This is a genomic window from Pseudomonas sp. AC193 (assembly GCF_979258075.1).
Window position 1 is genome coordinate 5,705,003 of record NZ_OZ409832.1, and the last position, 21,735, is coordinate 5,726,737.

Sequence of the window (21,735 nt, forward strand, 5' to 3'; positions counted from 1 at the left end):
GCTTTCGCTGCGGCAGGCCGCGGTTTCAGTGGCTTTGTTCGGTCTTACTGGTCTGAACAGTCAGGTTGTTTTTCGCACTGCCATGGCGCATCGGCCGCGATCACCGAACTCCGCTGGGGCACGACTTGCCGGACTCGGCGAATAGCTTTACAACTAGCCGCACATTGGCCTGACGCGTCTGAAAAACCATGAATTCGATTTCCCGTGCAGTACCCGAAGTGGCGCTGCAAGCGATCCGCAAACTGATCACCGAACAGGGTTTCGGCGCCGGCGATGCCTTGCCGTCGCAACGCGATCTGGCGTTGCAACTGGGGGTGAGCCGGGCGTCGTTGCGCGAGGCGTTATCGTCGCTGAGCGCGTTGGGCGTGGTCAGTATTCAGCCGGGTAAAGGTGTGTTCGTGCAGGCGCCAGTGGAGTTGTCGTCGGGCGAAAACGCGCCGGGCTGGTCATTCGCTGCGCAGGCGTCGCCGCTGGATATCTTTCAATTGCGCTATGCGCTGGAAGGCTTTGCCGCCGGCCTCGCAGCCGTGACGTTGAGCACGTTTGATCTGGATGCGCTGGAGGATAATGTCGCGGCGATGCGCGAGCAATTGAAGGCCGGTGACTTTGAAGCGGCAGCGAAACTCGACTTCGAATTCCACCGGCGCATCCTCTTGGCCAGCGGCAATCAGGCGATGCTGAGTATCCTCACCGCCAGCGCCGAGATGTTCCTCGAGAGCCAGAAACTACCGTTCATCCGTGCCGAACGCGCCATGGAAACCTGGCAGGAACACCGCAAAATCCTTCGCGCCCTCGCTCGCCGGGCCTCGGCTGCCGCGCAAAAAGCCATGCAGGAGCACGTGCGCAATGCCGCGCTGCGCACCGGAATCGCCTTCATCGCTCCCGCTACCGCGTGACTTGAGCTATACCCAAACTCATCGAGTGCCATAGCAAGACTCAATCATCTGCGGCTTCCTGAACAGGGGAAGGGCGGCTATGATGGGCCACGTTTTTTTGCTTACAACCTGGAGAATTCCATGAGCAGCGATCTTATCAAACACGTTAGCGACGCTAGCTTCGAAGCCGACGTACTCAAGGCCGAAGGCGCTGTCCTGGTCGATTACTGGGCTGAATGGTGCGGTCATTGCAAAATGATCGCTCCGGTTCTGGACGAGATTGCCGAGACTTACAAAGGCAAGCTGACCGTTGCCAAACTGAACATCGACGAAAACCAGGAAACTCCGGCCAAGCATGGCGTGCGTGGTATCCCGACGCTGATGCTGTTCAAGAACGGCAACGTTGAAGCGACCAAAGTCGGCGCACTGTCGAAGTCGCAGCTGGCAGCTTTCCTCGACGCCAACATCTAAGCGTCGCTGTAAAGTGCATTAAAAAAAGCCTCGCAAATTGCGGGGCTTTTTGCGTATTCAGGGCTAGACGCTCAGAAACTCAGGTGGTACATTCGGCCCCGCAGTGGTTTCTCCACTGCCCCCTGCTAGCCGTCGCCGACGCACTCCTTTTCGAATAAGTACGCGATCCTGTCGCCTTCTCTGCGGCGCGGCCTCATTAAGCCAAAAGCTTAATTTCCCCCCCTCCATAAATGATTACGTCATTCCTATATGAATCTGACTGAACTCAAGCAAAAGCCGATTACCGAACTGCTCGAATTGGCCGAACAGATGGGCATAGAAAATATGGCCCGTTCGCGCAAGCAGGACGTGATTTTCTCCCTGCTGAAAAAGCACGCTAAAAGCGGCGAGGAAATCTCCGGTGATGGCGTGCTGGAGATTCTCCAGGACGGCTTCGGCTTCCTGCGCTCCGCTGACGCTTCCTATCTCGCCGGCCCAGACGACATTTACGTCTCGCCGAGCCAGATCCGCCGTTTCAACTTGCGCACCGGTGACACCATCGTTGGCAAGATTCGCCCTCCAAAGGAAGGCGAGCGGTATTTCGCACTGCTCAAGGTCGACACGATCAACTTCGATCGTCCGGAGAACGCGAAAAACAAGATTCTCTTCGAGAACCTGACCCCGCTGTTCCCGACCGTGCGCATGAAGATGGAAGCCGGTAACGGTTCCACCGAAGACTTGACCGGTCGTGTGATCGACCTGTGCGCCCCGATCGGCAAAGGCCAGCGTGGTCTGATCGTGGCACCGCCGAAAGCCGGTAAAACGATCATGCTGCAAAACATCGCAGCGAACATCGCCCGTAACAACCCTGAAGTTCACCTGATCGTGTTGCTGATCGACGAGCGTCCGGAAGAAGTAACCGAAATGCAGCGCACCGTGCGCGGCGAAGTGGTTGCCTCGACCTTCGACGAGCCGCCGACCCGTCACGTACAGGTAGCTGAAATGGTGATCGAGAAGGCCAAGCGCCTGGTCGAACACAAGAAAGACGTGGTGATCCTGCTCGACTCCATCACCCGTCTGGCCCGTGCCTACAACACCGTGATCCCGAGCTCCGGCAAGGTATTGACCGGTGGTGTCGATGCTCACGCCCTCGAGAAGCCAAAGCGTTTCTTCGGTGCGGCACGTAACATCGAAGAGGGCGGCTCGCTGACCATTATCGCCACCGCGCTGGTTGAAACCGGCTCGAAAATGGACGAAGTGATCTACGAAGAGTTCAAGGGTACCGGCAACATGGAACTGCCTCTGGATCGCAAGATCGCCGAGAAGCGCGTGTTCCCTGCGATCAACATCAACCGCTCCGGCACCCGCCGCGAAGAGTTGCTGACCGCCGACGACGAGCTGCAGCGCATGTGGATTCTGCGCAAGCTGCTGCACCCGATGGACGAAGTCGCAGCGATCGAGTTCCTGGTCGACAAGCTGAAAACGACCAAGACCAACGACGAGTTCTTCCTGTCGATGAAGCGCAAGTAACATCGCAGATTGAGCCGATAAAAATGGCGTCCCTACGGGGGCGCCATTTTTTTGCCCGTATTTTGTCCGGGCGAAGGGACGATGGCGATCTGGTAAGGTCTGTGCCTTGCAGAATGAGCAGCAACGTACGAGACCGTTTCCGGGTAAGAGAATCAGGCTGTACAAATAATAACCAACTGATTGGCATTCAAGATTTATGAGCACACTCGCTTATCGAAGGGATATCGACGGCTTGCGGGCCGTTGCGGTCATCGCCGTGGTCCTTTTCCACTTTGGCGTCCCGGGGTTTACCGGCGGTTTTGTCGGCGTAGACGTGTTCTTCGTGATTTCCGGCTACCTCATCACCTCGATCATCTGGAACCAGCGTCAGGCCGGGCGTTTCAGCTTCGTCGAGTTCTGGGCACGCCGTGCGCGGCGGATCCTGCCGGCGCTGTTTGCGATGATCGTCGCCGTGCTGGCGGTGGGCTGGTTCCTGATGGCGCCCAAGGATTACGAAGAGCTGGGGCGCTCGGTGCGTTATCAGGTGCTGTTCGTCTCGAACATTCTGTTTATGCGTCAGGACGGTTATTTCGACGTCGCGTCCGACCTCAAACCGATGTTGCACACCTGGTCGCTGGCGGTTGAAGAGCAGTTCTACATTCTCTTCCCGCTGCTGCTGGCCGTCATGTCGAGTCGTCTAAAACACTGGCGACTGGCGCTGTTCGCGATTCTGCTGGTGTCCTTCGGCCTGAGCGTGTGGGCGGTCAGTCACCACCCTGAAAAAGCCTTCTTCCTGCTGCCGATGCGCGCCTGGGAACTGCTCGCCGGTGCGATGCTGGCAGTCGCGCCGAAGCAGGCCTGGCGCTTGAAGCCCATGGCTGCGCAACTGCTGAGTTTGCTCGGCATGGGCCTGATCCTGCTGGCGGTGTTCGGTTACGACAAATCCACGCCATTTCCCGGCGCAGCGGCGTTGCTGCCGGTGCTGGGTGTGGTGTTGCTGATTTTCGCCAACGGTCATCGCGAGACGGTGGTTGGTCAATTGTTGAGCAGTAAGGTGATGGTCGGTTTCGGCCTGATCTCCTATTCCTGGTACCTCTGGCATTGGCCGGTGTTCGTGTTTTCCAGCTATGCCAGCGTCGAAGACACCACTGCGCTCGACAGCGCCGGTTTGATTCTGCTGACCCTGGTGCTGGGTTACCTGTCGTGGAAATTCATCGAAACGCCGTTCCGCGAGCGCCGTTTGCTCGCTGGTCGTCGGCCGATTCTGATTGCCGGCGCGCTGGGTGTGCTGGTGCTGGCGCTGGCCGGGCAAACGCTGCGCTGAACCGATGGCTTGCCGTGGCGCTTGTCCGATCAGGCCCTGCAATACGCCAAGGGCCACGACTGGCGGCCGGAGTTGATGGCGTGTCTGGCGGATGACAAAACACCTGACGACAAACTGTTCTGTCATTACGGCGTGGCCGACGTGCCCGCGCAGGCGCTGGTCTGGGGCGACAGTCACGCCACGGCGCTGATTCCGATATTCGATGACGGCGCGAAAGCCCACGACGTCAGCGTGATTCTCGCCAGTTCACCGGGCTGCATTCCGGTGGAAGGTCTGGAACATGGCCCGGTGTGCGCGCATTTCAATCGCCGGATCGAGCAGGCGTTGAAAGAGAAAACCGTCAGCGATGTGGTGCTGGTCGCGCGCTGGAGTCTGTATGTCTACGGTGCAGCCAATGGCGACCTTGGCCACGTGCTGCGAACTGCGGACGGTCGTTATGATCGCGCCTATGCCGAGCAACGTCTGGCCGACGGTCTGCGTGCGCGGGTTGCGCAGTTGCGTGCCAGCGGCCATCGCGTCTGGCTGGTCAAAGAGGCGCCGTTGCAGCCCTACAGCCCGCCGTATCGCCTGACGCGATTGGCGATGCTCGATCGTTCGGTTGAAGGTGTTGGTCAACAAGTCGCCATTCACCACGAGCGTCAGGTGTTTATCAGCCAGTTGTTCGCTGAGTTGGCCAAAGACCCGGCGGTGCGCATCGTCGACCCGGCGCCGCGTCTGTGTGACGACAAGGGTTTGTGTCACGCCGAGCTCGACGGCTACTCGCTGTACACCGACGACAATCACCTTTCGGAAGTCGGCGCGCGTCTGGTGGCACCGATCATGGAACCGTTGTTCATTAACCTGCAACGCCAGGAAAACCTTGGCAAAGCCCAGACGAATGCAGCCAAGTAAGCAGCGACAGGCTGCCACAGGGCTGCATAGCAGGTAGGATGTACGCCTATTTTGAGGGTGCCATCGTCAATGAAATTCAAGGATCTTCGGGATTTCGTGCAGCAGCTTGAGCAGCGCGGAGAGTTGAAACGCATCCAGATTCCCGTCTCGCCGGTGCTGGAGATGACTGAGGTGTGTGACCGCACGCTGCGGGCCAAGGGCCCGGCGCTGCTGTTCGAAAAGCCCACCGGCTACGACATTCCGGTGCTCGGCAACCTGTTCGGCACGCCCGAGCGGGTGGCCATGGGCATGGGCGCCGAGTCGGTCAGCGAGCTGCGCGAAATCGGCAAGCTGCTGGCGTTCCTCAAGGAACCCGAGCCGCCGAAGGGCTTGAAAGACGCGTGGTCGAAGCTGCCGATCTTCCGCAAGATCATCTCGATGGCGCCGAAAGTCGTCAAAGACGCGGTGTGCCAGGAAGTGGTCATCGAAGGTGACGACGTCGACCTGGCGATGCTGCCGGTGCAGACCTGCTGGCCCGGCGACGTCGGCCCGCTGATCACCTGGGGCCTGACCGTCACCAAAGGCCCGAACAAGGAACGCCAGAACCTCGGTATCTACCGTCAGCAAGTGATCGGCCGTAACAAGGTGATCATGCGCTGGCTGAGCCACCGTGGCGGCGCACTGGATTATCGCGAATGGTGCGAGAAGCATCCGGGCCAGCCGTTCCCGGTGTCCGTGGCCCTCGGCGCCGATCCGGCAACTATCCTCGGCGCCGTGACGCCGGTACCGGACAGCCTCTCCGAATACGCTTTCGCCGGTCTGCTGCGCGGTAATCGCACCGAACTGGTGAAGTGCCGTGGCAACGACCTGCAAGTGCCGGCCACTGCCGAAATCATCCTCGAAGGCGTGATCCATCCGGGCGAGATGGCCGATGAAGGCCCGTACGGCGACCACACCGGTTACTACAACGAAGTCGACAGCTTCCCGGTGTTCACCGTCGAGCGCATCACCCACCGGATCAAACCGATCTACCACAGCACCTACACCGGCCGTCCGCCAGATGAACCGGCGATCCTCGGTGTGGCGCTGAACGAAGTGTTCGTGCCGATTCTGCAAAAGCAGTTTCCGGAAATCACCGACTTCTATCTGCCGCCGGAAGGCTGTTCGTACCGCATGGCCATTGTGACCATGAAGAAGTCGTATCCGGGGCATGCCAAGCGCGTGATGCTCGGTGTCTGGTCGTTTTTGCGACAGTTCATGTACACCAAGTTCGTTATCGTCACTGACGACGATATCAACGCCCGCGACTGGAACGACGTGATCTGGGCCATCACCACGCGCATGGATCCCAAGCGCGACACGGTGATGATCGATAACACGCCGATCGACTACCTCGACTTCGCCTCGCCGATCTCCGGCCTGGGTTCGAAAATGGGCCTCGATGCCACCCACAAGTGGCCGGGCGAAACCACTCGCGAGTGGGGGCGCGTGATCGTCAAGGACGACGCCGTCACCCAACGGATCGATGCCATCTGGAATCAGTTAGGAATAGATTGATGCGTGTAACCCTGCAGCCCTCCGGAGCAGTGCTCGAGATACAGCCCGGTGAGCGGATTCTCGATGGTGCGCGGCGCTTGGGCTACGAATGCCCGCAAAGCTGCCGCAACGGCAATTGTCACGTGTGTGCGGCGCTGCTGGTTGAAGGGCGTGTCGAACAGGCCGGCAAGGTGCATGACCACGGCGAGTTCTACACTTGCATAGCCGAGCCGCTGGAAGACTGCATCCTGCTGTGGGATGGCGTGCTCGCGCTGGGAGAACTGCCGGTGCGCAGCCTGTCGTGTCAGGTCATCGAATGCCGCGATGTCGGTGGCGACACCTGGCGCGTGCGTCTGCGTGCGCCGGCGGGCAAACCACCGCGCTATCACGCCGGACAGTACTTGATGATCGAACGCGAGAACGGCGAGAAATCGGCGTTCTCCATGGCTTCGGCACCGCATGGCGGGCGTGATCTGGAAATCCATGTGCTGGCGCGCGAAGCCAGTGCACTGAGCCTGATCGAACAGCTGCAACGCAACGCAATGGTGCGCGTCGAGCTGCCATTCGGTGATACGCATCTGGCCGAGCTGCCGGACGGGCCGCTGGTACTGGTCGCTGCGGGTACTGGCATGGGTCAGATTCACGCGTTGATCGAACACTGCCGCGCCAACGGCTTCAAACATCCCGTGCATCTGTACTGGGGCGTGCGTCGTCCGGAAGATTTCTATGAGATCGAACATTGGGACGAATGGCTGAAGTTGCCCAACCTGTTCCTGCACAAAGTCGTCAGCGATCAATGCGGTTGGGAAGGGCGCTGCGGCATGTTGCACGAGGCGGTCTGTGAGGATTTCCCCGATCTGAAACCGCTGCACGTCTACGCCAGCGGCTCGCCGGCGATGGTCTACGGCACCCTCGACGCCTTGGTCGAAGCCGGGATGGACGCCCATCAAATGCGTGCCGACGTGTTTGCCTACGCGCCGCGCTCTTGAGCCACGTTCCTAAGCCGTTATAACTCTCTATATAGCCGATCGGTATTTATGTAATTGCATAAATACCGCTAGGTTATATATCAATCAGGCAAGCAATTAAGAACTGTGCCATGGCACTCAAATTGCCTTAAAACATATGTGCCTTATTGTTACAGCGGTGCGTTCTATTAAGTAATTCTTTACCCGCGGGGAGCTGAACGCTATTCGCCATGAGCGCCATTGAAAACGCTTTTCTGAATTTGAATTACCCTCCGCGGCTCGATCTTGGGCCGCAGCTGACGCACGAACAACTTCTCGCTTCCATGCAATCGACCATGGCGCGCCACAAGGGCGGGCCGGTGTGGCTGTTCGCCTACGGTTCGCTGATCTGGCGGCCGGAGTGCTCGGCGGTAGAACGGGTGCGCGGACGCGTGCACGGCTACCATCGCGGCTTGTACCTGTGGTCGCACGAACATCGCGGTACGCCGGAAATGCCCGGTTTGGTTTTTGGTCTGGATCGCGGCGGTTCATGCAGCGGCTTCGCTTATCGCTTGCCGGAAGACAATCTCGATGCAGCGTTGTACGCCTTGTGGAAACGCGAGATGCCGGTGCCGTCCTATCGGCCACACTGGCTCAACTGCCGTCTCGCAGATGGCAGTCAGGTTCAGGCTTTGGGATTTGTCTTGGAGCGGCACCTGCCCAGCTATGCCGGCAACTTGCCGGATCACGTGCTGAGTCAGGTGTTCGAAAGCGCCAGCGGGCGATACGGCACCACTCGCGATTATGTCGAGCAGACCGTACACGCCCTGCGCAGCCACGCCATGCCAGACCGAAATCTGGAGGCGCGGCTCAAGCGCTGTCAGTCACAGTGCGATCAAGCGACCGCTTCGCGGCTCTGACTGGCGACTTGCTTGTGCCATAGCGTCGGGGCCAGGAAGGCCATCGCCAGCAGGCATGCGCCGATCAGCAGGACAAAACCACCGTCCCAGCCGAAATGGTCAACGGTGTAGCCCATCGCCGCACTGGCCGCGACCGAGCCACCGAGATAACCGAACAGACCGGTGAAACCCGCCGCAGTGCCGGCGGCTTTCTTCGGTGCCAGTTCCAGTGCCTGCAAACCGATCAACATCACCGGGCCGTAGATCAGGAAGCCGATCGAGACAAGCGCGATCATGTCGACGGTCGGGTTGCCGGCCGGGTTCAGCCAGTAAACCAGCGTCGCCACAGTCACCAATGCCATGAACACCATGCCGGTCAGGCCACGGTTGCCACGGAAGATCTTGTCCGACATCCAGCCGCACAGCAGCGTGCCCGGAATACCTGCCCACTCGTAGAAGAAGTACGCCCACGAGGTTTTGTCGACGGTGAAGCCTTTGGCTTCCTTCAGGTACGTCGGCGCCCAGTCCAGCACGCCGTAACGCAGCAGGTAGACGAAGACGTTGGCCATGGCGATGTACCAAAGCATTTTGTTGCGCAGCACGTATTTGACGAAGATTTCCTTGGCGCTGAATTCGTCTTCGTGGCTGGCGTCGTAGCCTTCCGGGTAGTCGTTCTTGTACTTCTCGATTGGTGGCAGGCCGACCGATTGCGGGGTGTCGCGCATGGTGATGAAGGCAAACACCGCGACGCCCAGCGCTACCGCTGCCGGTACGTAGAACGCTGCGTGCCAGTCGTTGAAAAGGCCCATGCCAAGCAGGAACAGCGGGCCGATCAGGCCACCGCCGACGTTATGCGCCACGTTCCACACGGACACCACGCCGCCGCGTTCTTTCTGCGACCACCAGTGCACCATCGTCCGTCCACTCGGCGGCCAGCCCATGCCCTGGGCCCAGCCGTTGATGAACAGCAGAATGAACATCATGGTCACGCTGGACGTTGCCCAAGGCGCGAAACCGAACACGAACATGACGCCCGCCGAGACCAACAGGCCGAACGGCAGGAAGAAGCGTGGGTTGGAGCGGTCGGACACCAGGCCCATGAGGAATTTCGACAAGCCATAGGCGATGGCAATTGCCGACATCGCCAAACCCAGATCGCCACGGCTGTAGCCTTCATCGATCAAGTACGGCATGGCCAGCGAGAAGTTTTTGCGCAGCAGGTAATAACCCGCGTAGCCAATGAAAATACCAGCGAAGATCTGCCAGCGCAGGCGTCGGTAGGTGCTGTCTATTTGTTCTTCAGGCAGTGGAGCCTGATGTGCGGCAGGGCGAAAGAAAGCAAACATTCAAGAGCTCCAGATTTCTTGTTTTGACTGCGGATGCGAATGTTACAGTTTCGTTACCGAAAATAGCACCGGTTCGCATCGGCAAAACAGCGGAAAATGTTGGAAGTCGCACGTTCCTTTACGAACCTGTCGCTCAGCTGTAAGAACAGGGCGTTTTTGTAGCGATCAGCGCGTTGTGTCTTAGACTCGCGCTCAATGAATGACTGACTGCAGAGATGAACCATGGCTCCAAATGTGCGCAGGTTATTGCCGAGGTTGTTGATGGTGGCCGTCGTCACCGTTTCGGTGCTGGTGCTGAGTTTCGCCCACGGTTCTGGCGCATCGGGGCTGCGCAACACCACCGTACTGATCGTCCGCCACGCGGAAAAACCGGACGTGGGCCGAGAGCTCAACGCCCAAGGCCAACAACGCGCCGCCGCGTACGCCGACTATTTCACCCCGCTGAAACTGGCCGACGAAACACTCACCCCGCAACGCCTGATCGCTACCGCCGACAGCCCACAAAGCATCCGCCCACGACAAACGCTGATTCCGCTGTCGCAACGGCTGCAACTGCCGATCGAACAACCCTTTGCCAATAACGACGTCGACAAACTGGTCAGCCAGTTACGCGCCAGCAATCAGGCGAAAACCATCCTCATCGCCTGGCACCACGGCCACATCAACAAACTCATCGGCGCATTCGGCGGCAACGGCCCGGCACTGATCGGCCAGCCGAAATGGCCGGTGGGGGTTTATGACTGGCTGATTGTTTTGCGTTTTGACGACAAGGGGCAGTTGGTGGAGTCGCGTAGCGAGAAGGTGGAGGAGCATTTGATGCCGGGGGATGTTGTGGGCCCATAAAATAGCTAAACATCCGTCGGAAAAATTACCTTCGCTAATTCGCTCTGCGGATTCTCCCAGTTTCCCGACGGGATTAGAGAAACGTCCTGCACGCATTGGCGAAGCTGCGCCGTTCAGTTAAAAGCCATTGCTCCGTATCCTTTGTGCTGTTGCCGGAAAGGACAACTCACTAGGGAAGGGTGCAATCATGCGGTGGTTTTTTGTGGTGTTTTTGTTGGTGATCGGTGGTTCTGCGCTGGCTTCAGAAGTGTTTTTGATACCGGAAAACAATCCCAAGCCGATTTATCCGCGAGAGCTGCAAAGGGCAGGAGTAGCGGGCAAGGTGAAGGTTAGCTTCATCGCCAGCGCGGATGGTTCAGTCAGCGAGATCAGCATTCAGGAAAGCACTCACCCTGAATTTGCTGAGGCCGTTCGAGTTGCGATCGCGCAGTGGCGCTTTAAACCTTGGAACGTTGAAGGTGATAAGCCTGAGCAACAGGAAATCATTGCGCCAATGATCTTCCGCCTCGAAGACCAGCCGCTGGATATCAATCAGTGGTTAAAAACGGTCAAATGCCGGGCCGTTAACGAAAACCTCGGAAATATGAGCGAGTTCGACTGGGTCGATTCGGCTGTTTTTGAATATACACGTGCCTATCTTTCAAACTCACTCACCAGGCATCAATTGTCGGATGAGCAACGTCTGGCGATGATTGCGAAGATGAATAGACGCGTTCCGACCATCGTCAGAAACTGTCGAGACAACCCGACACGAAAATACGTGACCTATTTGCCGGCGGAGATTCGAGAGTTATTGTGATGTAAATCTAAGCAGCGCCACGGGCAGTGTCGCGATACATAGTTACCGCCAAACAACTTTGTAGAGTGTGGTAGGCAGGGGGTTTCAAGGTGAGAAATGAAACGGCCAGTAACGCGGCATCAGCGGTACTGGCCTGAATGACAGTGTGGTTTCAGCGAACCTGCACCACAACCTTGCCCACAGCCTTGCGCTGCCCAAGGTCATTGATCGCCTGCGCCGCATTGCTCAGCGGATACACCTGCGACACCAGCGGTTTCAACTTGCCCTCGGCAAACCAGCCGAACAGTTGCTGGAAGTTCGCCGCGTTGTCCTGTGGCTGGCGTTGAGCGAAGGAGCCCCAGAACACGCCGAGTACCGCCGCGCCTTTGAGCAGGGCGAGGTTGACTGGCAGCTCGGGGATGCGCCCGCTGGCGAAGCCGACCACCAGCAGGCGGCCGTTCCAGGCGATGGCGCGGATGGCTTGATCGAACAGATCGCCGCCAACCGGATCGTAAATCACGTCGGCGCCCTGGCCGTCGGTGAGGCGTTTGATTTCGTCCTTGAGGCTGGCTTCGCTGTAGTTGATCAGTTCGTCAGCGCCGGCAGCCTTGGCCACCGCGAGTTTCTCGGCGCTGCTGGCGGCGGCGATGACGCGGGCGCCCATGGCTTTGCCGATTTCCACGGCAGCCAGGCCGACACCGCCGGATGCACCGAGCACCAGCAGGGTTTCGCCGGGTTGCAGGTTGGCGCGTTGCTTGAGCGCGTGCATCGAGGTGCCGTAAGTCATGCTGAAAGCGGCGGCGATGTTGAAGTCCATCGACGGCGGAATCGGCAGAACGTTATAGCCCGGCACCGCGACCTGTTCAGCGAAGCTGCCCCAGCCGGTCAGGGCCATGACGCGGTCGCCGACCTTGAGATGGCTGACCTTTTCCCCAACTTCGCGCACCACGCCTGCCGCTTCGCCACCCGGCGAAAACGGGAAGGGCGGCTTGAATTGATACTTGCCCTCGATGATCAGCGTGTCGGGGAAGTTGACCCCGGCGGCGTGCACGTCCAGCAGGATTTCGTTCTTCTTCGCGACAGGACTGGCGACGTCTTCCAGCACCAGCGATTCGGCAGGGCCGAAGGCTTTGCACAGCACGGCTTTCATCAGGGCTATTCCTTTGGGAGTGATGGCCGATAAGTGTAGGTGTGTCAGTTAACGGGTCAACGAGCATGCCCGACCCTGATAGTCAGCCATAAGCTTGTGCTTGCGCGGCGGGTCGTTATGCTAGGCCGCAAACCGGATAAGGAGCGAATTGTGAAAGCGTGGATCATGTTGTTGCTGGCCCTGTCTCTGCCTGTGGCAGCGCTGGCCGAAGAAGCCAAAGAAGGCGAAGCGCCGAAGGTCAGCTACATCAGCCTTAGCCCACCGTTCGTGGGTAACTACGGGTTGGACGGCACGCCGAAACTCAAGGTCTACAAGGCCGACGTGGCGCTGCGCGTGACCGGCGATGACGCAGCCAAACTGGTCAAGGCCAACGAGCCGCTGATCCGTAATCAACTGGTGGCGCTGTTTACTCAGCAGACGACCGAGGCGATGGGCAGCATCGAAGGTAAAGAGAAGCTGCGTCAGGAAGCGTTGAAGCAGACTCAGCAGGTGATGAATGATGAGACTGGGAAGCCGGTGGTTGAGGATTTGTTGTTTAACAACCTGATCATTCAGTAAGCCATTCGTTGTCCGGGCGGGCCTCTTCGCGAGCAAGCCCGCTCCCACAGTGGAATGCATTCCAAATGTGGGAGCGGGCTTGCTCGCGAAAGCAATTCATCAGGCGCCAAATGAATCAGGGTTTGAGGGCAATCACCGCCGCCCACTGTTCAGGTGTGACCGGCATCACCGACAACCTCGAACCCCTCTGCACCAACGGCATTTCCGCCAGCGCCGTCTGCTGCTTCAGATAATCCAGCTTCAACACCCGCGCAAACGTCTCGACGTGCTCAACGTCAATCGCACTCCACGCATTCTTCTCCGGCGTCGCCTTCGGGTCGTAGTAATGACTCTCCGGCTCCAGCGCCGTCGGATCCGGGTACGCCGCTTCGATTATTTTGCCAATCCCGGCTATTCCCGGCTCCGGGCAGCTGGAGTGGTAGAAAAAGAACTCATCGCCCACCGCCATCGCCCGCAGGAAGTTGCGTGCCTGGTAGTTGCGAACCCCGTCCCAGCGCGCTTTGCCGAGTTTTTCCAGGCCCTTGATCGAGAGCTCGTCGGGCTCGGATTTCATCAGCCAATAGGCCATGTTTTGTTCTCCTGGCGGGATCAGTGGACAAGTTGTCAGGCAATTTTATGACAAACCGACAGTCGGTTGACGTCAGCGTTTGCGCAGCGGTTCACGTTGCCGCAAAATGCCGGCCTTTAAAGCTTGACGCTGCTGCACGGCCTACAAACGGAAACCGCTGCTGTCATCGTGTTGATGTGCCTTGAGGGGGGCAATCGATGAAACGCAAACCGGATTTACTATGGACTTTGGTAATTTTGTTTGGCCTGGGCGTCGTGACCACCGGTTACGCGCAGAGTCTGTGGACAACCAAAGCTGACGCTCCAATCGAAGTCGCGCAACAGGTGCAACAGTCGACCGCGTTCAAGCGCTGAAACTGCACACCCGACGCCGCTAATCTGCGGCGTCCTATCCCGCGAAATACCACGCCTTGTCGCTGACCGTGCCTTGTAACGGTACATCCCAGCTCGCCTGCGCCAAACGTTCGACCTTCTGACATTCATGGGCCAGCCCCAACAGCGTCGGCTTGCGCCAGCTTTTGCGTCGCGCCAGATACGCCAGGCTGCGATCGTAAAAACCGCCGCCCATGCCCAGTCGCCCGCCGACATCGTCAAACCCCACCAATGGCAACAACACCAGATCCAGCGCCCAGACCTTGCGTTGCCGAGCCAGATTGGCGCGTGGCTCAAGAATGCGGAAGCGATTGGGTTTGAGTTTCTCGCCGGGACGAATGCGCTGGAAAACCATTTTGGTTCGCGGCCAGGCACTCAGCACCGGCAAATAAGTCGACTTGCCTCGACGCTGTGCTTCACGCAGCAGCAGGCGCGGATCGATTTCGCCGTCGGTGGGTAAATACAGAGAGATGTGTTTGGCCCGGCGAAAGTGCGGGTCTTGCGCCAGTTGCCGGTACAGGCCTTTGGCGGCATGGCGTTGCTCGCTTTTGCTCAGCGAGCGGCGCGCCTTGCGCAGCAGGCGGCGGAGTTGCGGGCGGGGCAGCAGCGCGGGTTCGGTCATGGTTCGGCTTCGGCAGGTTGGACGAAAACGTACGCATAAAAAATCCGATGGCGGTTTTCACCGACATCGGATTCGAATCAGGCTCCCCGGATGAACCGCTGTCAACTTAGCCCTTGAACCCGAAAGTTCAAGGTGGAAGATGCAGTAGACTTTAAGGCTTTCCGTCTAGCGGACATGCACACCAGCCCAACGTGCAACTTCCAGGGTAGTGCGAATCGGCTCAGGGACATCGTCAACTGGCAAGCACCCCAGGGAGTGCCGCGAGTATACCGCAAGCGGCCAGTCGAATCAGCCCTTGGTGTTGGTCTGATCGTCGGCGAGCACCAGATCGACACGATCGAGCAAGTCGCGCACCTGTTCACGGGTCGAACCGCTGGCCTGGATATCCGGACGCTCTTCTTTGTGCAAGAGGTCGTGGGTGATGTTCAGCGCGGCCATCACGGCGATGCGATCGGCGCCGATGACTTTGCCGCTGCTGCGGATCTCGCGCATTTTGCCGTCGAGGTAGCGCGCGGCGCTGACCAGATTGCTGCGTTCTTCCTGCGGGCAGATGATCGAATATTCTTTATCGAGGATCTGCACGGTGACGCTATTGCTTGAACTCATGAGTCTTGCTCCAGGGCCTTGAGGCGCGAAATCATCGATTCGACCTTACGCCGGGCGATTTCGTTTTTTTCAATGAGGTGAGCGCGTTCCTCGCGCCAGGTCTTTTCCTGAGCTAGTAAGAGTGCGTTTTGACTCTTAAGTTGCTCGACTCGACCAATCAACAGTTCGAGTCTGGCCATCAGCGCTTGCAGGTCGGTGTCTTCCATTGTGTCCACTGAGTTGGAGTCTGTCTGATGGGATAGCTGGCGGACAGCCTTTAATAGTCTTGGCGAGTCTGTCGATGTAGGATACAAGGCCTTCATTCTAGACATAGCGCCGTCTGGCGCCTAGCTGCCCATGACCATTCAGAATTCCCCGTACCAAGCCTTCGCCACCCTGCTGACTTCCAGCGGCCACAACGTCTCGCCTGCCGAACTGCATGGCCTGCTGCTCGGACGCAGCTGCGCCGGCGCCGGTTTCACTGCCGAAGAATGGTTGATCGACGCTGCCGAACTGCTCGAAAGCGAGCCGCAGGACAACGTTCGCAACGCCTTGATCGGCCTGCAAGAGATGGTCAAAGGCGAACTCACCGGCGACGACGTTACCGTCGTTCTGCTGCTGCCGACCGATGACGCGCCGCTGGCCGAGCGCGCCGCTGCACTGGGCGAGTGGTGCCAAGGCTTCCTCAGCGGTTTCGGCCTGAACTGCCGCGACAGTAGCATGCTCAGCACCGAAGCCACTGAAGTGCTGCAGGATCTGGCGGCGATCTCCCAAGTGCAAGACGCTCTGGAAGAATCCGAAGACGGCGAGACCGACTACATGGAAGTCATGGAGTACCTGCGCGTCGCGCCGCTGCTGTTGTTCTCGGAAACCAAGAAAGCCGACGTGCCGCCAGCGGCCAAACCGTCGCTGCATTAATCGCGTGCCAGGGAAAGCCATCTGCCCATGACCCATATCCCCAAAGCGGAATACAGCCGTCGCCGCAAGGCCCTGATGGCGCAGATGGAACCCAACAGCATCGCGATCCTGCCCGCCGCCGCGGTCGCCATTCGCAACCGCGACGTCGAGCACGTTTACCGTCAGGACAGCGATTTCCAGTACCTCAGCGGCTTTCCCGAGCCGCAAGCCGTCATCGTTTTGATGCCCGGCCGCGAGCATGGCGAGTACGTGCTGTTCTGCCGTGAACGCAACGCCGAACGCGAATTGTGGGACGGCTTGCGCGCAGGGCAGGAAGGCGCGATCCGCGACTTCGGTGCCGACGACGCTTTCCCGATCACCGACATCGACGACATCCTCCCGGGCCTGATCGAAGGCCGCGACCGGGTGTATTCGGCGATGGGCAGCAACCCCGAATTCGATCGTCACCTGATGGACTGGATCAATGTGATCCGCTCTAAAGCGCACCTTGGCGCCCAGCCACCGAACGAATTCGTTGCCCTGGATCATCTGCTGCACGACATGCGCCTGTATAAATCGGCGGCAGAAGTGAAGGTGATGCGCGAAGCCGCGCGGATCTCGGCGCAAGCGCATATTCGCGCGATGCAGGCCAGTCGGGCCGGGCTCCACGAGTACAGTCTCGAAGCCGAACTCGACTACGAATTCCGCAAGGGCGGGGCGAAAATGCCCGCCTACGGTTCGATCGTCGCCGCCGGGCGCAACAGCTGCATCCTGCATTACCAGCAGAATGACGCGGTGCTCAAGGACGGCGATCTGGTGTTGATCGACGCCGGTTGCGAGATCGACTGCTACGCCAGCGACATCACCCGCACCTGGCCGGTTAACGGCAAGTTTTCCCCCGAACAGAAGGCGATCTACGAATTGGTCTTGGCCTCGCAGGAAGCCGCATTCGCTGAAATCGCGCCGAACAAGCATTGGAATCAGGCGCACGAAGCCACGGTTCGCGTGATCACCACTGGGCTGGTGAAGCTCGGATTGTTGCAAGGCGAGGTCGACGAGTTGATCGCCAGCGAGGCCTATAAAGCCTTTTACATGCACCGCGCCGGTCACTGGCTGGGCATGGATGTTCATGACGTCGGCGAGTACAAGGTCGGCGGCGAATGGCGCGTGCTGGAAGTCGGCATGGCGCTGACCGTGGAGCCGGGCATCTACATCGCCCCGGACAATCAGAACGTCGCGAAGAAATGGCGCGGCATTGGCGTGCGCATCGAGGACGACGTGGTCGTGACCAAAACAGGCTGTGAAATCCTCACCACCGGCGTACCGAAAACCGTCGCCGACATCGAAGCGCTGATGGCGCAAGCAAGGACACACGCGGCATGAGTCGAGTCAATCTGGCAATCATCGGTGGCGGTCTGGTCGGCGCCAGTCTGGCGTTGGCCTTGCAGGCCGGGGCCAAGGCGCGCGGCTGGAAGATCGTGCTGATCGAGCCGTTCGCTCCCGGCGACAGTTGGCAGCCGAGCTACGACGCGCGCTCGTCGGCGCTGTCCTTCGGCTCGCGGCAGATTTATCAACGCTTGGGCGTGTGGCAGGAAATCTCCCGCCGCGCCGAGCCGATCAAACAGATTCACGTCTCTGACCGTGGCCGCTTCTCCACCGCGCGTCTGTCGGCGATGGAAGAGGGCGTACCGGCACTTGGTTATGTGGTGGAAAACGCCTGGCTCGGCCATTGCCTGTGGCAGCACGTCGACAAAGAGGTGATCAGTTGGCGCTGCCCGGCAGAAGTCACGCGCATGGAGCCGCTGGCCGACGGCTATCGCCTGACCCTCAACGATGAAACCACGCTGGAATGCGACCTCGCCGTGCTCGCCGATGGCGGTCGTTCCGGGCTGCGCGAGCAGTTGGGCATCAACGTGCGCCAGCGTCCGTACAACCAGAGCGCGCTGATCGCCAACATCACCCCGAGCGAAGCGCACAACGGCATGGCTTTCGAGCGCTTTACCGATGAAGGGCCGATGGCGCTGCTGCCGCTGCCGGAAAACCGTTGCGCTTTGGTCTGGACCCGTTTGGGCATGGACGCGCAACGTCTGGCCGATTTGAGCGAGCGTGATTTCCTCAGCGAATTGCAGGGCGTGTTCGGTTACCGCCTCGGCACGTTGAAACAGGTCGGCGCGCGGCATTTGTATCCGCTGACGCTGGTCGAGGCCGAAGAACAAGTGCGCTCGCATCTGGCCGTGCTCGGCAACGCGGCGCACAGCCTGCACCCGATAGCCGGGCAGGGTTTCAACCTGTCGCTGCGCGATGCCGATGCACTGGCCGCTACCTTGCTCGGCAGCGACAAACCGCTGGGTGATTTCGCCACGTTGCAGGCGTATCGCGAGCGTCAGCGTCTCGATCAGGATCTCACCGTCGGTTTCTCCGATCAGGTCACGCGCCTGTTCGGCAGCACGCAGCCGCTGGTTTCGCTGGGCCGTAACATCGGTTTGCTTGGCCTCGACTTGTTGCCACCGGCCAAGCGCTGGTTTGCGCGGCAGGCCATGGGGTTGGGGACGCGTCCGGATGCTTAAGTGGTTGACTAAGAAATTCGGCAAAGCGCGGTTGATGCGCTGGGTGATGACCTTCTACCCGCCGTACCTCGGCGCTGGCGTGCGCGTTCGCCATATCAGCGATGACTTCCGCGACGTTCAAGTGTCGATGGGCCTCGGCTGGTACAACCGTAACTACGTCGGTACGCAGTTTGGCGGCAGTTTGTATTCGATGGTCGATCCGTTTTTCATGCTGATGCTTATGGAAAACCTCGGCTCGAAGTACATCGTCTGGGACAAGGCTGCCGACATCGATTTCATCGCGCCGGGCAAAGGCTCGGTGTTCGCCCGGTTCAGCATCGACGAGACCTTGCTCGGCGAGATTCGCCGGCAGACCGCCAGTGGCGAAAAATACCTGCCGCAGTTGCAGGTCGATATTCATGACGGCGCCGGCAACCTTGTCGCGCGGGTCGGTAAAACCCTTTACGTGCGGCTCAAGCCGCAAGCGAGACAGGCTTAAAGCATGGACATGCGCGCAGATCTGCTGATTGTCGGAGCCGGAATGGTCGGCAGCGCCCTGGCGTTGGCGCTGCAGGACAGTGGGCTGGAAGTGCTGCTGCTCGACGGCAGCCCGCTGAGCGTCAAACCGTTCGATGCTGAAGCCGCGTTTGAACCGCGGGTGAGCGCCCTGTCAGCGGCGAGCCAGCGGATTCTCGAACGCCTCGGCGTCTGGGACGGCATCGCCGCACGGCGCAGCAGCCCGTACACCGACATGCACGTGTGGGACGGCAGCGGCACCGGGCAGATTCATTTCTCGGCGAGCAGCGTGCACGCCGAAGTACTCGGCCACATCGTCGAAAACCGCGTGGTACAGGATGCCTTGCTCGACCGTTTGCACGATTGCGATCTGGGCATGCTCGCCAATGCGCGGCTGGAACAGATGCGCCGCTCGGGCGATGACTGGCTGCTGACGCTGGCCGATGGTCGTCAATTGCGCGCGCCGTTGGTGATTGCCGCTGATGGGGCTAACTCGGCGGTGCGCCGCCTCACCGGGATGGCCACGCGCGAGTGGGATTACATGCACCATGCCATCGTCACCAGCGTGCGCAGCAGCCAGCCGCACCAGTCGACCGCTTGGCAGCGCTTTACCGATCACGGGCCGCTGGCGTTTTTGCCGCTGGAGCGTGACGGGCAGCAGGATTGGTGTTCGATCGTCTGGTCGACCACGCCGAGCGAAGCCGAGCGTTTGATGGCGCTGGATGAGGCGGATTTCTGCCGCGAGCTGGAGCGTGCTTTTGAGGGACGTCTTGGCGAAGTCATCAGTGCTGATCCGCGACTGTGCGTGCCGCTGCGTCAGCGTCATGCCAAGCGTTATGTGGCGGAAGGGCTGGCGCTGATCGGTGACGCGGCGCACACCATTCACCCGTTGGCGGGGCAGGGTGTAAACCTTGGTTTCCTCGATGCGGCGGTGCTGGCGGAAGTGCTGTTGCAAGCGGCCGAGCGCGGGGAGCGTCTGGCGGATGTGAAAGTGCTCAGCCGTTACGAGCGTCGTCGCATGCCGCACAACCTCGCACTGATGGCGGCGATGGAAGGGTTTGAGCGGTTGTTTCAGGCGGATCGTTTGCCGGTGCGTTGGCTGAGAAATGCCGGGTTGAAGCTGGTGGAGCAGATGCCCGAGGCGAAAGCGCTTTTTGTGCGGGAGGCGCTGGGGTTGACCGGCGATCTTCCGGCGCTCGCCAAACCCTGAGATGTTCATCGAGGCTGATGGCCTCTTCGCGAGCAAGCCCGCTCCCACAGTTGAAATGCATTCCCCTGTAGGAGCTGCCGCAGGCTGCGATCTTTTGATCTTAAAAACAACATCAAAAGATCGCAGCCTGCGGCAGCTCCTACAGGGATGGCGGTCGATCATGCAACATCTGGTAACTCCTTCAAAAAGAGTTCGATTGAGGTGGTAAATGTGAGTCCTTATCATTTGGCCCACATTTCCCGACCGAGAGACCACTCCCATGTTGGCACCCAAGCGACTTCTGACCGCACTGGCCCTGACCCTGATCGGTAGCACCACGGCCCAGGCCGCTGATGAGGTGGTGGTTTACTCGTCGCGCATCGATGAGCTGATCAAACCGGTCTTCGATGCCTACACCGCCAAGACCGGGGTGAAGATCAAGTTCATCACCGACAAGGAAGCGCCGCTGATGCAGCGCATCAAGGCCGAAGGTGAAAACGCCACCGCCGACCTGCTGCTCACCGTGGATGCCGGCAACCTCTGGCAGGCCGAGCAGATGGGCATCCTCCAGCCGTTCACCTCGAAAACCATCGACGCCAACATTCCCCTGCAATATCGCTCGTCCACCCACGCCTGGACTGGCCTGAGCCTGCGCGCGCGCACCATCGCCTATTCCACCGAACGGGTGAAGCCGGGCGAGTTGACCACTTACGAAGCGCTGGCCGACAAGAACTGGGAAGGGCGCCTGTGCCTGCGCACGGCGAAGAAGGTTTACAACCAGTCGCTGACCGCGACCATGATCGAGGTTCACGGCGCGGCGAAGACCGAGGAAATCCTCAAGGGCTGGGTGAATAACCTGTCCACCGACGTGTTCTCCGATGACGTTGCAGTGCTGGAGGCGATCAACGCCGGGCAGTGCGACGTGGGCATCGTCAACACTTACTACTACGGTCGCCTGCACAAGCAGAAGCCGGAGCTGCCGGTGAAACTGTTCTGGCCGAATCAGGCGGATCGCGGTGTGCACGTGAACCTGTCGGGCATTGGCCTGACCAAACATGCACCGCACCCGGAAGCGGCCAAGGCTCTGGTTGAATGGATGACCACGCCGGAAGCGCAGAAGATTTTTGCTGACGTGAACCAGGAATTCCCGGCGAACCCGGCGGTGGCGCCTTCGGAAGAAGTGGCGGCGTGGGGCAAGTTCATTGCGGACACCTTGCCGGTGGAAGTGGCGGGCAAGCGTCAGGCTGAAGCGATCCGGATGATGGATCGGGCGGGTTGGAACTGAGTCTGCTGCTGTAAAGATCAAAAGATCGCAGCCTTCGGCAGCTCCTACAGGGTGATCACATTTCCCAATGT

Annotated in this window: 22 protein-coding genes, 1 other RNA gene and 1 pseudogene; 17 read left to right on the forward strand and 7 right to left on the reverse strand. The window is 59.6% G+C overall.

Going from position 1 to position 21,735, the window contains the following annotated elements:
- The first annotated feature begins 188 nt into the window (after positions 1-188).
- The 7 genes and pseudogenes from ACZZ0D_RS25585 to ACZZ0D_RS25615 all read left to right on the forward strand — a co-directional run bounded on the left by ACZZ0D_RS25585 (position 189) and on the right by ACZZ0D_RS25615 (position 8,431).
- Positions 189-896 (forward strand): FadR/GntR family transcriptional regulator, encoded by a 708-nt coding sequence (locus tag ACZZ0D_RS25585; RefSeq protein WP_159814345.1) that lies wholly within the window; start codon positions 189-191, stop codon positions 894-896.
- A gap of 120 nt (positions 897-1,016) precedes the next feature.
- Positions 1,017-1,346: a thioredoxin TrxA gene (trxA, locus tag ACZZ0D_RS25590; RefSeq protein ID WP_463554593.1), complete on the forward strand. Its 330-nt coding sequence runs from the start codon at positions 1,017-1,019 to the stop codon at positions 1,344-1,346.
- Between the two features lie 249 nt (positions 1,347-1,595).
- Positions 1,596-2,855, forward strand: coding sequence for a transcription termination factor Rho (gene rho / locus ACZZ0D_RS25595; protein ID WP_003229334.1), 1,260 nt, complete (start codon positions 1,596-1,598; stop codon positions 2,853-2,855).
- 196 nt (positions 2,856-3,051) lie between these two features.
- Positions 3,052-5,049, forward strand: a pseudogene (locus ACZZ0D_RS25600) (acyltransferase family protein).
- A 69-nt stretch (positions 5,050-5,118) separates the two neighbouring features.
- Positions 5,119-6,585 carry a 4-hydroxy-3-polyprenylbenzoate decarboxylase gene (ubiD, locus tag ACZZ0D_RS25605; RefSeq protein ID WP_034151998.1) on the forward strand — a complete coding sequence of 489 codons (1,467 nt, stop codon included), beginning with the start codon at positions 5,119-5,121 and terminating at the stop codon, positions 6,583-6,585.
- Positions 6,585-7,553 carry a CDP-6-deoxy-delta-3,4-glucoseen reductase gene (locus tag ACZZ0D_RS25610; RefSeq protein ID WP_053124901.1) on the forward strand — a complete coding sequence of 323 codons (969 nt, stop codon included), beginning with the start codon at positions 6,585-6,587 and terminating at the stop codon, positions 7,551-7,553. The genes ubiD and ACZZ0D_RS25610 overlap by 1 nt, the downstream gene beginning before the upstream one ends.
- Positions 7,554-7,762: 209 nt before the next feature.
- Positions 7,763-8,431 (forward strand): gamma-glutamylcyclotransferase, encoded by a 669-nt coding sequence (locus ACZZ0D_RS25615; protein ID WP_053124899.1) that lies wholly within the window; start codon positions 7,763-7,765, stop codon positions 8,429-8,431.
- Here the strand turns inward: ACZZ0D_RS25615 and glpT are convergent.
- Entirely contained in the window at positions 8,407-9,756 is a 1,350-nt protein-coding gene (glpT, locus tag ACZZ0D_RS25620) for a glycerol-3-phosphate transporter (RefSeq protein WP_053124897.1), read from the reverse strand. The two genes, ACZZ0D_RS25615 and glpT, sit on opposite strands and share 25 nt — an antisense overlap.
- Positions 9,757-9,978: 222 nt before the next feature.
- On the opposite strand from glpT, the gene ACZZ0D_RS25625 reads away from it, so the two are divergent.
- Both ACZZ0D_RS25625 and ACZZ0D_RS25630 read left to right on the forward strand, forming a co-directional pair.
- Positions 9,979-10,599, forward strand: coding sequence for a flagellar basal body-associated protein FliL (locus ACZZ0D_RS25625; protein WP_463554594.1), 621 nt, complete (start codon positions 9,979-9,981; stop codon positions 10,597-10,599).
- Between the two features lie 187 nt (positions 10,600-10,786).
- Entirely contained in the window at positions 10,787-11,398 is a 612-nt protein-coding gene (locus ACZZ0D_RS25630; protein WP_463554595.1) for an energy transducer TonB, read from the forward strand.
- A 151-nt stretch (positions 11,399-11,549) separates the two neighbouring features.
- Here the strand turns inward: ACZZ0D_RS25630 and ACZZ0D_RS25635 are convergent, their stop codons facing one another.
- A complete protein-coding gene (locus ACZZ0D_RS25635; RefSeq protein ID WP_053124892.1) occupies positions 11,550-12,527 on the reverse strand; it encodes an NADPH:quinone oxidoreductase family protein in 978 nt (325 codons plus the stop codon).
- Positions 12,528-12,677: 150 nt separating this feature from the next.
- On the opposite strand from ACZZ0D_RS25635, the gene ACZZ0D_RS25640 reads away from it, so the two are divergent.
- Entirely contained in the window at positions 12,678-13,085 is a 408-nt protein-coding gene (locus ACZZ0D_RS25640; RefSeq protein WP_053124890.1) for a flagellar basal body-associated protein FliL, read from the forward strand.
- Between the two features lie 115 nt (positions 13,086-13,200).
- Here ACZZ0D_RS25640 and ACZZ0D_RS25645 read toward each other — a convergent pair whose 3' ends face one another.
- Positions 13,201-13,653, reverse strand: a complete 453-nt coding sequence (locus ACZZ0D_RS25645) for an EVE domain-containing protein (RefSeq protein WP_463554596.1) — start codon at positions 13,651-13,653, stop codon at positions 13,201-13,203.
- Between the two features lie 197 nt (positions 13,654-13,850).
- On the opposite strand from ACZZ0D_RS25645, the gene ACZZ0D_RS25650 reads away from it, so the two are divergent.
- Positions 13,851-14,006 (forward strand): hypothetical protein, encoded by a 156-nt coding sequence (locus tag ACZZ0D_RS25650; protein WP_008081430.1) that lies wholly within the window; start codon positions 13,851-13,853, stop codon positions 14,004-14,006.
- A 34-nt stretch (positions 14,007-14,040) separates the two neighbouring features.
- On the opposite strand, the gene ACZZ0D_RS25655 is transcribed toward ACZZ0D_RS25650, so the two are convergent.
- The 4 genes from ACZZ0D_RS25655 to ACZZ0D_RS25670 all read right to left on the reverse strand — a co-directional run bounded on the left by ACZZ0D_RS25655 (position 14,041) and on the right by ACZZ0D_RS25670 (position 15,458).
- Positions 14,041-14,646 carry a 5-formyltetrahydrofolate cyclo-ligase gene (locus ACZZ0D_RS25655; RefSeq protein ID WP_463554597.1) on the reverse strand — a complete coding sequence of 202 codons (606 nt, stop codon included), beginning with the start codon at positions 14,644-14,646 and terminating at the stop codon, positions 14,041-14,043.
- Between the two features lie 79 nt (positions 14,647-14,725).
- Positions 14,726-14,904: non-coding RNA, 6S RNA (gene ssrS / locus ACZZ0D_RS25660), on the reverse strand.
- Positions 14,905-14,934: 30 nt separating this feature from the next.
- Positions 14,935-15,252 carry a cell division protein ZapA gene (locus tag ACZZ0D_RS25665; RefSeq protein WP_008081434.1) on the reverse strand — a complete coding sequence of 106 codons (318 nt, stop codon included), beginning with the start codon at positions 15,250-15,252 and terminating at the stop codon, positions 14,935-14,937.
- Positions 15,249-15,458, reverse strand: coding sequence for a TIGR02449 family protein (locus tag ACZZ0D_RS25670; RefSeq protein ID WP_007911197.1), 210 nt, complete (start codon positions 15,456-15,458; stop codon positions 15,249-15,251). The genes ACZZ0D_RS25665 and ACZZ0D_RS25670 overlap by 4 nt, the downstream gene beginning before the upstream one ends.
- A 130-nt stretch (positions 15,459-15,588) precedes the next feature.
- Here ACZZ0D_RS25670 and ACZZ0D_RS25675 point away from each other — a divergent pair, with 130 nt between their 5' ends.
- The 6 genes from ACZZ0D_RS25675 (at position 15,589) to ACZZ0D_RS25700 (ending at position 21,664) form a co-directional block, all read left to right on the forward strand.
- On the forward strand, positions 15,589-16,149 hold the full coding sequence (locus ACZZ0D_RS25675; RefSeq protein ID WP_053124884.1) for a YecA/YgfB family protein: 561 nt from the start codon (positions 15,589-15,591) through the stop codon (positions 16,147-16,149).
- 27 nt (positions 16,150-16,176) lie between these two features.
- Positions 16,177-17,511, forward strand: coding sequence for a Xaa-Pro aminopeptidase (gene pepP / locus ACZZ0D_RS25680; RefSeq protein ID WP_463554598.1), 1,335 nt, complete (start codon positions 16,177-16,179; stop codon positions 17,509-17,511).
- The gene (gene ubiH, locus ACZZ0D_RS25685; protein ID WP_463554599.1) at positions 17,508-18,695 is read left to right on the forward strand and encodes a 2-octaprenyl-6-methoxyphenyl hydroxylase; all 1,188 of its coding nucleotides are present in this window, start codon (positions 17,508-17,510) and stop codon (positions 18,693-18,695) included. Before pepP ends, ubiH begins: the two co-directional genes overlap by 4 nt.
- Complete coding sequence (locus ACZZ0D_RS25690) at positions 18,688-19,173, forward strand: DUF4442 domain-containing protein (protein ID WP_463554600.1); 486 nt, start codon at positions 18,688-18,690, stop codon at positions 19,171-19,173. The genes ubiH and ACZZ0D_RS25690 overlap by 8 nt, the downstream gene beginning before the upstream one ends.
- Before the next feature lie 9 nt (positions 19,174-19,182).
- Entirely contained in the window at positions 19,183-20,400 is a 1,218-nt protein-coding gene (locus tag ACZZ0D_RS25695; RefSeq protein ID WP_400754282.1) for a 2-octaprenyl-3-methyl-6-methoxy-1,4-benzoquinol hydroxylase, read from the forward strand.
- A 259-nt stretch (positions 20,401-20,659) separates the two neighbouring features.
- Complete coding sequence (locus tag ACZZ0D_RS25700; RefSeq protein ID WP_008081441.1) at positions 20,660-21,664, forward strand: extracellular solute-binding protein; 1,005 nt, start codon at positions 20,660-20,662, stop codon at positions 21,662-21,664.
- The last annotated feature ends 71 nt before the right edge of the window (positions 21,665-21,735 follow it).

Bases quoted from the DNA above. Each gene is read 5' to 3' on its own strand.
- ACZZ0D_RS25585 (WP_159814345.1), top strand. From the start codon at position 189: ATGAATTCGATTTCCCGTGCAGTACCCGAAGTGGCGCTGCAAGCGATC.
- trxA (WP_463554593.1), top strand. From the start codon at position 1,017: ATGAGCAGCGATCTTATCAAACACGTTAGCGACGCTAGCTTCGAAGCC.
- rho (WP_003229334.1), top strand. From the start codon at position 1,596: ATGAATCTGACTGAACTCAAGCAAAAGCCGATTACCGAACTGCTCGAA.
- ubiD (WP_034151998.1), top strand. From the start codon at position 5,119: ATGAAATTCAAGGATCTTCGGGATTTCGTGCAGCAGCTTGAGCAGCGC.
- ACZZ0D_RS25610 (WP_053124901.1), top strand. From the start codon at position 6,585: ATGCGTGTAACCCTGCAGCCCTCCGGAGCAGTGCTCGAGATACAGCCC.
- ACZZ0D_RS25615 (WP_053124899.1), top strand. From the start codon at position 7,763: ATGAGCGCCATTGAAAACGCTTTTCTGAATTTGAATTACCCTCCGCGG.
- glpT (WP_053124897.1), bottom strand. From the start codon at position 9,756: ATGTTTGCTTTCTTTCGCCCTGCCGCACATCAGGCTCCACTGCCTGAA.
- ACZZ0D_RS25625 (WP_463554594.1), top strand. From the start codon at position 9,979: ATGGCTCCAAATGTGCGCAGGTTATTGCCGAGGTTGTTGATGGTGGCC.
- ACZZ0D_RS25630 (WP_463554595.1), top strand. From the start codon at position 10,787: ATGCGGTGGTTTTTTGTGGTGTTTTTGTTGGTGATCGGTGGTTCTGCG.
- ACZZ0D_RS25635 (WP_053124892.1), bottom strand. From the start codon at position 12,527: ATGAAAGCCGTGCTGTGCAAAGCCTTCGGCCCTGCCGAATCGCTGGTG.
- ACZZ0D_RS25645 (WP_463554596.1), bottom strand. From the start codon at position 13,653: ATGGCCTATTGGCTGATGAAATCCGAGCCCGACGAGCTCTCGATCAAG.
- ACZZ0D_RS25650 (WP_008081430.1), top strand. From the start codon at position 13,851: ATGAAACGCAAACCGGATTTACTATGGACTTTGGTAATTTTGTTTGGC.
- ACZZ0D_RS25655 (WP_463554597.1), bottom strand. From the start codon at position 14,646: ATGACCGAACCCGCGCTGCTGCCCCGCCCGCAACTCCGCCGCCTGCTG.
- ACZZ0D_RS25665 (WP_008081434.1), bottom strand. From the start codon at position 15,252: ATGAGTTCAAGCAATAGCGTCACCGTGCAGATCCTCGATAAAGAATAT.
- ACZZ0D_RS25670 (WP_007911197.1), bottom strand. From the start codon at position 15,458: ATGGAAGACACCGACCTGCAAGCGCTGATGGCCAGACTCGAACTGTTG.
- ACZZ0D_RS25675 (WP_053124884.1), top strand. From the start codon at position 15,589: ATGACCATTCAGAATTCCCCGTACCAAGCCTTCGCCACCCTGCTGACT.
- pepP (WP_463554598.1), top strand. From the start codon at position 16,177: ATGACCCATATCCCCAAAGCGGAATACAGCCGTCGCCGCAAGGCCCTG.
- ubiH (WP_463554599.1), top strand. From the start codon at position 17,508: ATGAGTCGAGTCAATCTGGCAATCATCGGTGGCGGTCTGGTCGGCGCC.
- ACZZ0D_RS25690 (WP_463554600.1), top strand. From the start codon at position 18,688: ATGCTTAAGTGGTTGACTAAGAAATTCGGCAAAGCGCGGTTGATGCGC.
- ACZZ0D_RS25695 (WP_400754282.1), top strand. From the start codon at position 19,183: ATGCGCGCAGATCTGCTGATTGTCGGAGCCGGAATGGTCGGCAGCGCC.
- ACZZ0D_RS25700 (WP_008081441.1), top strand. From the start codon at position 20,660: ATGTTGGCACCCAAGCGACTTCTGACCGCACTGGCCCTGACCCTGATC.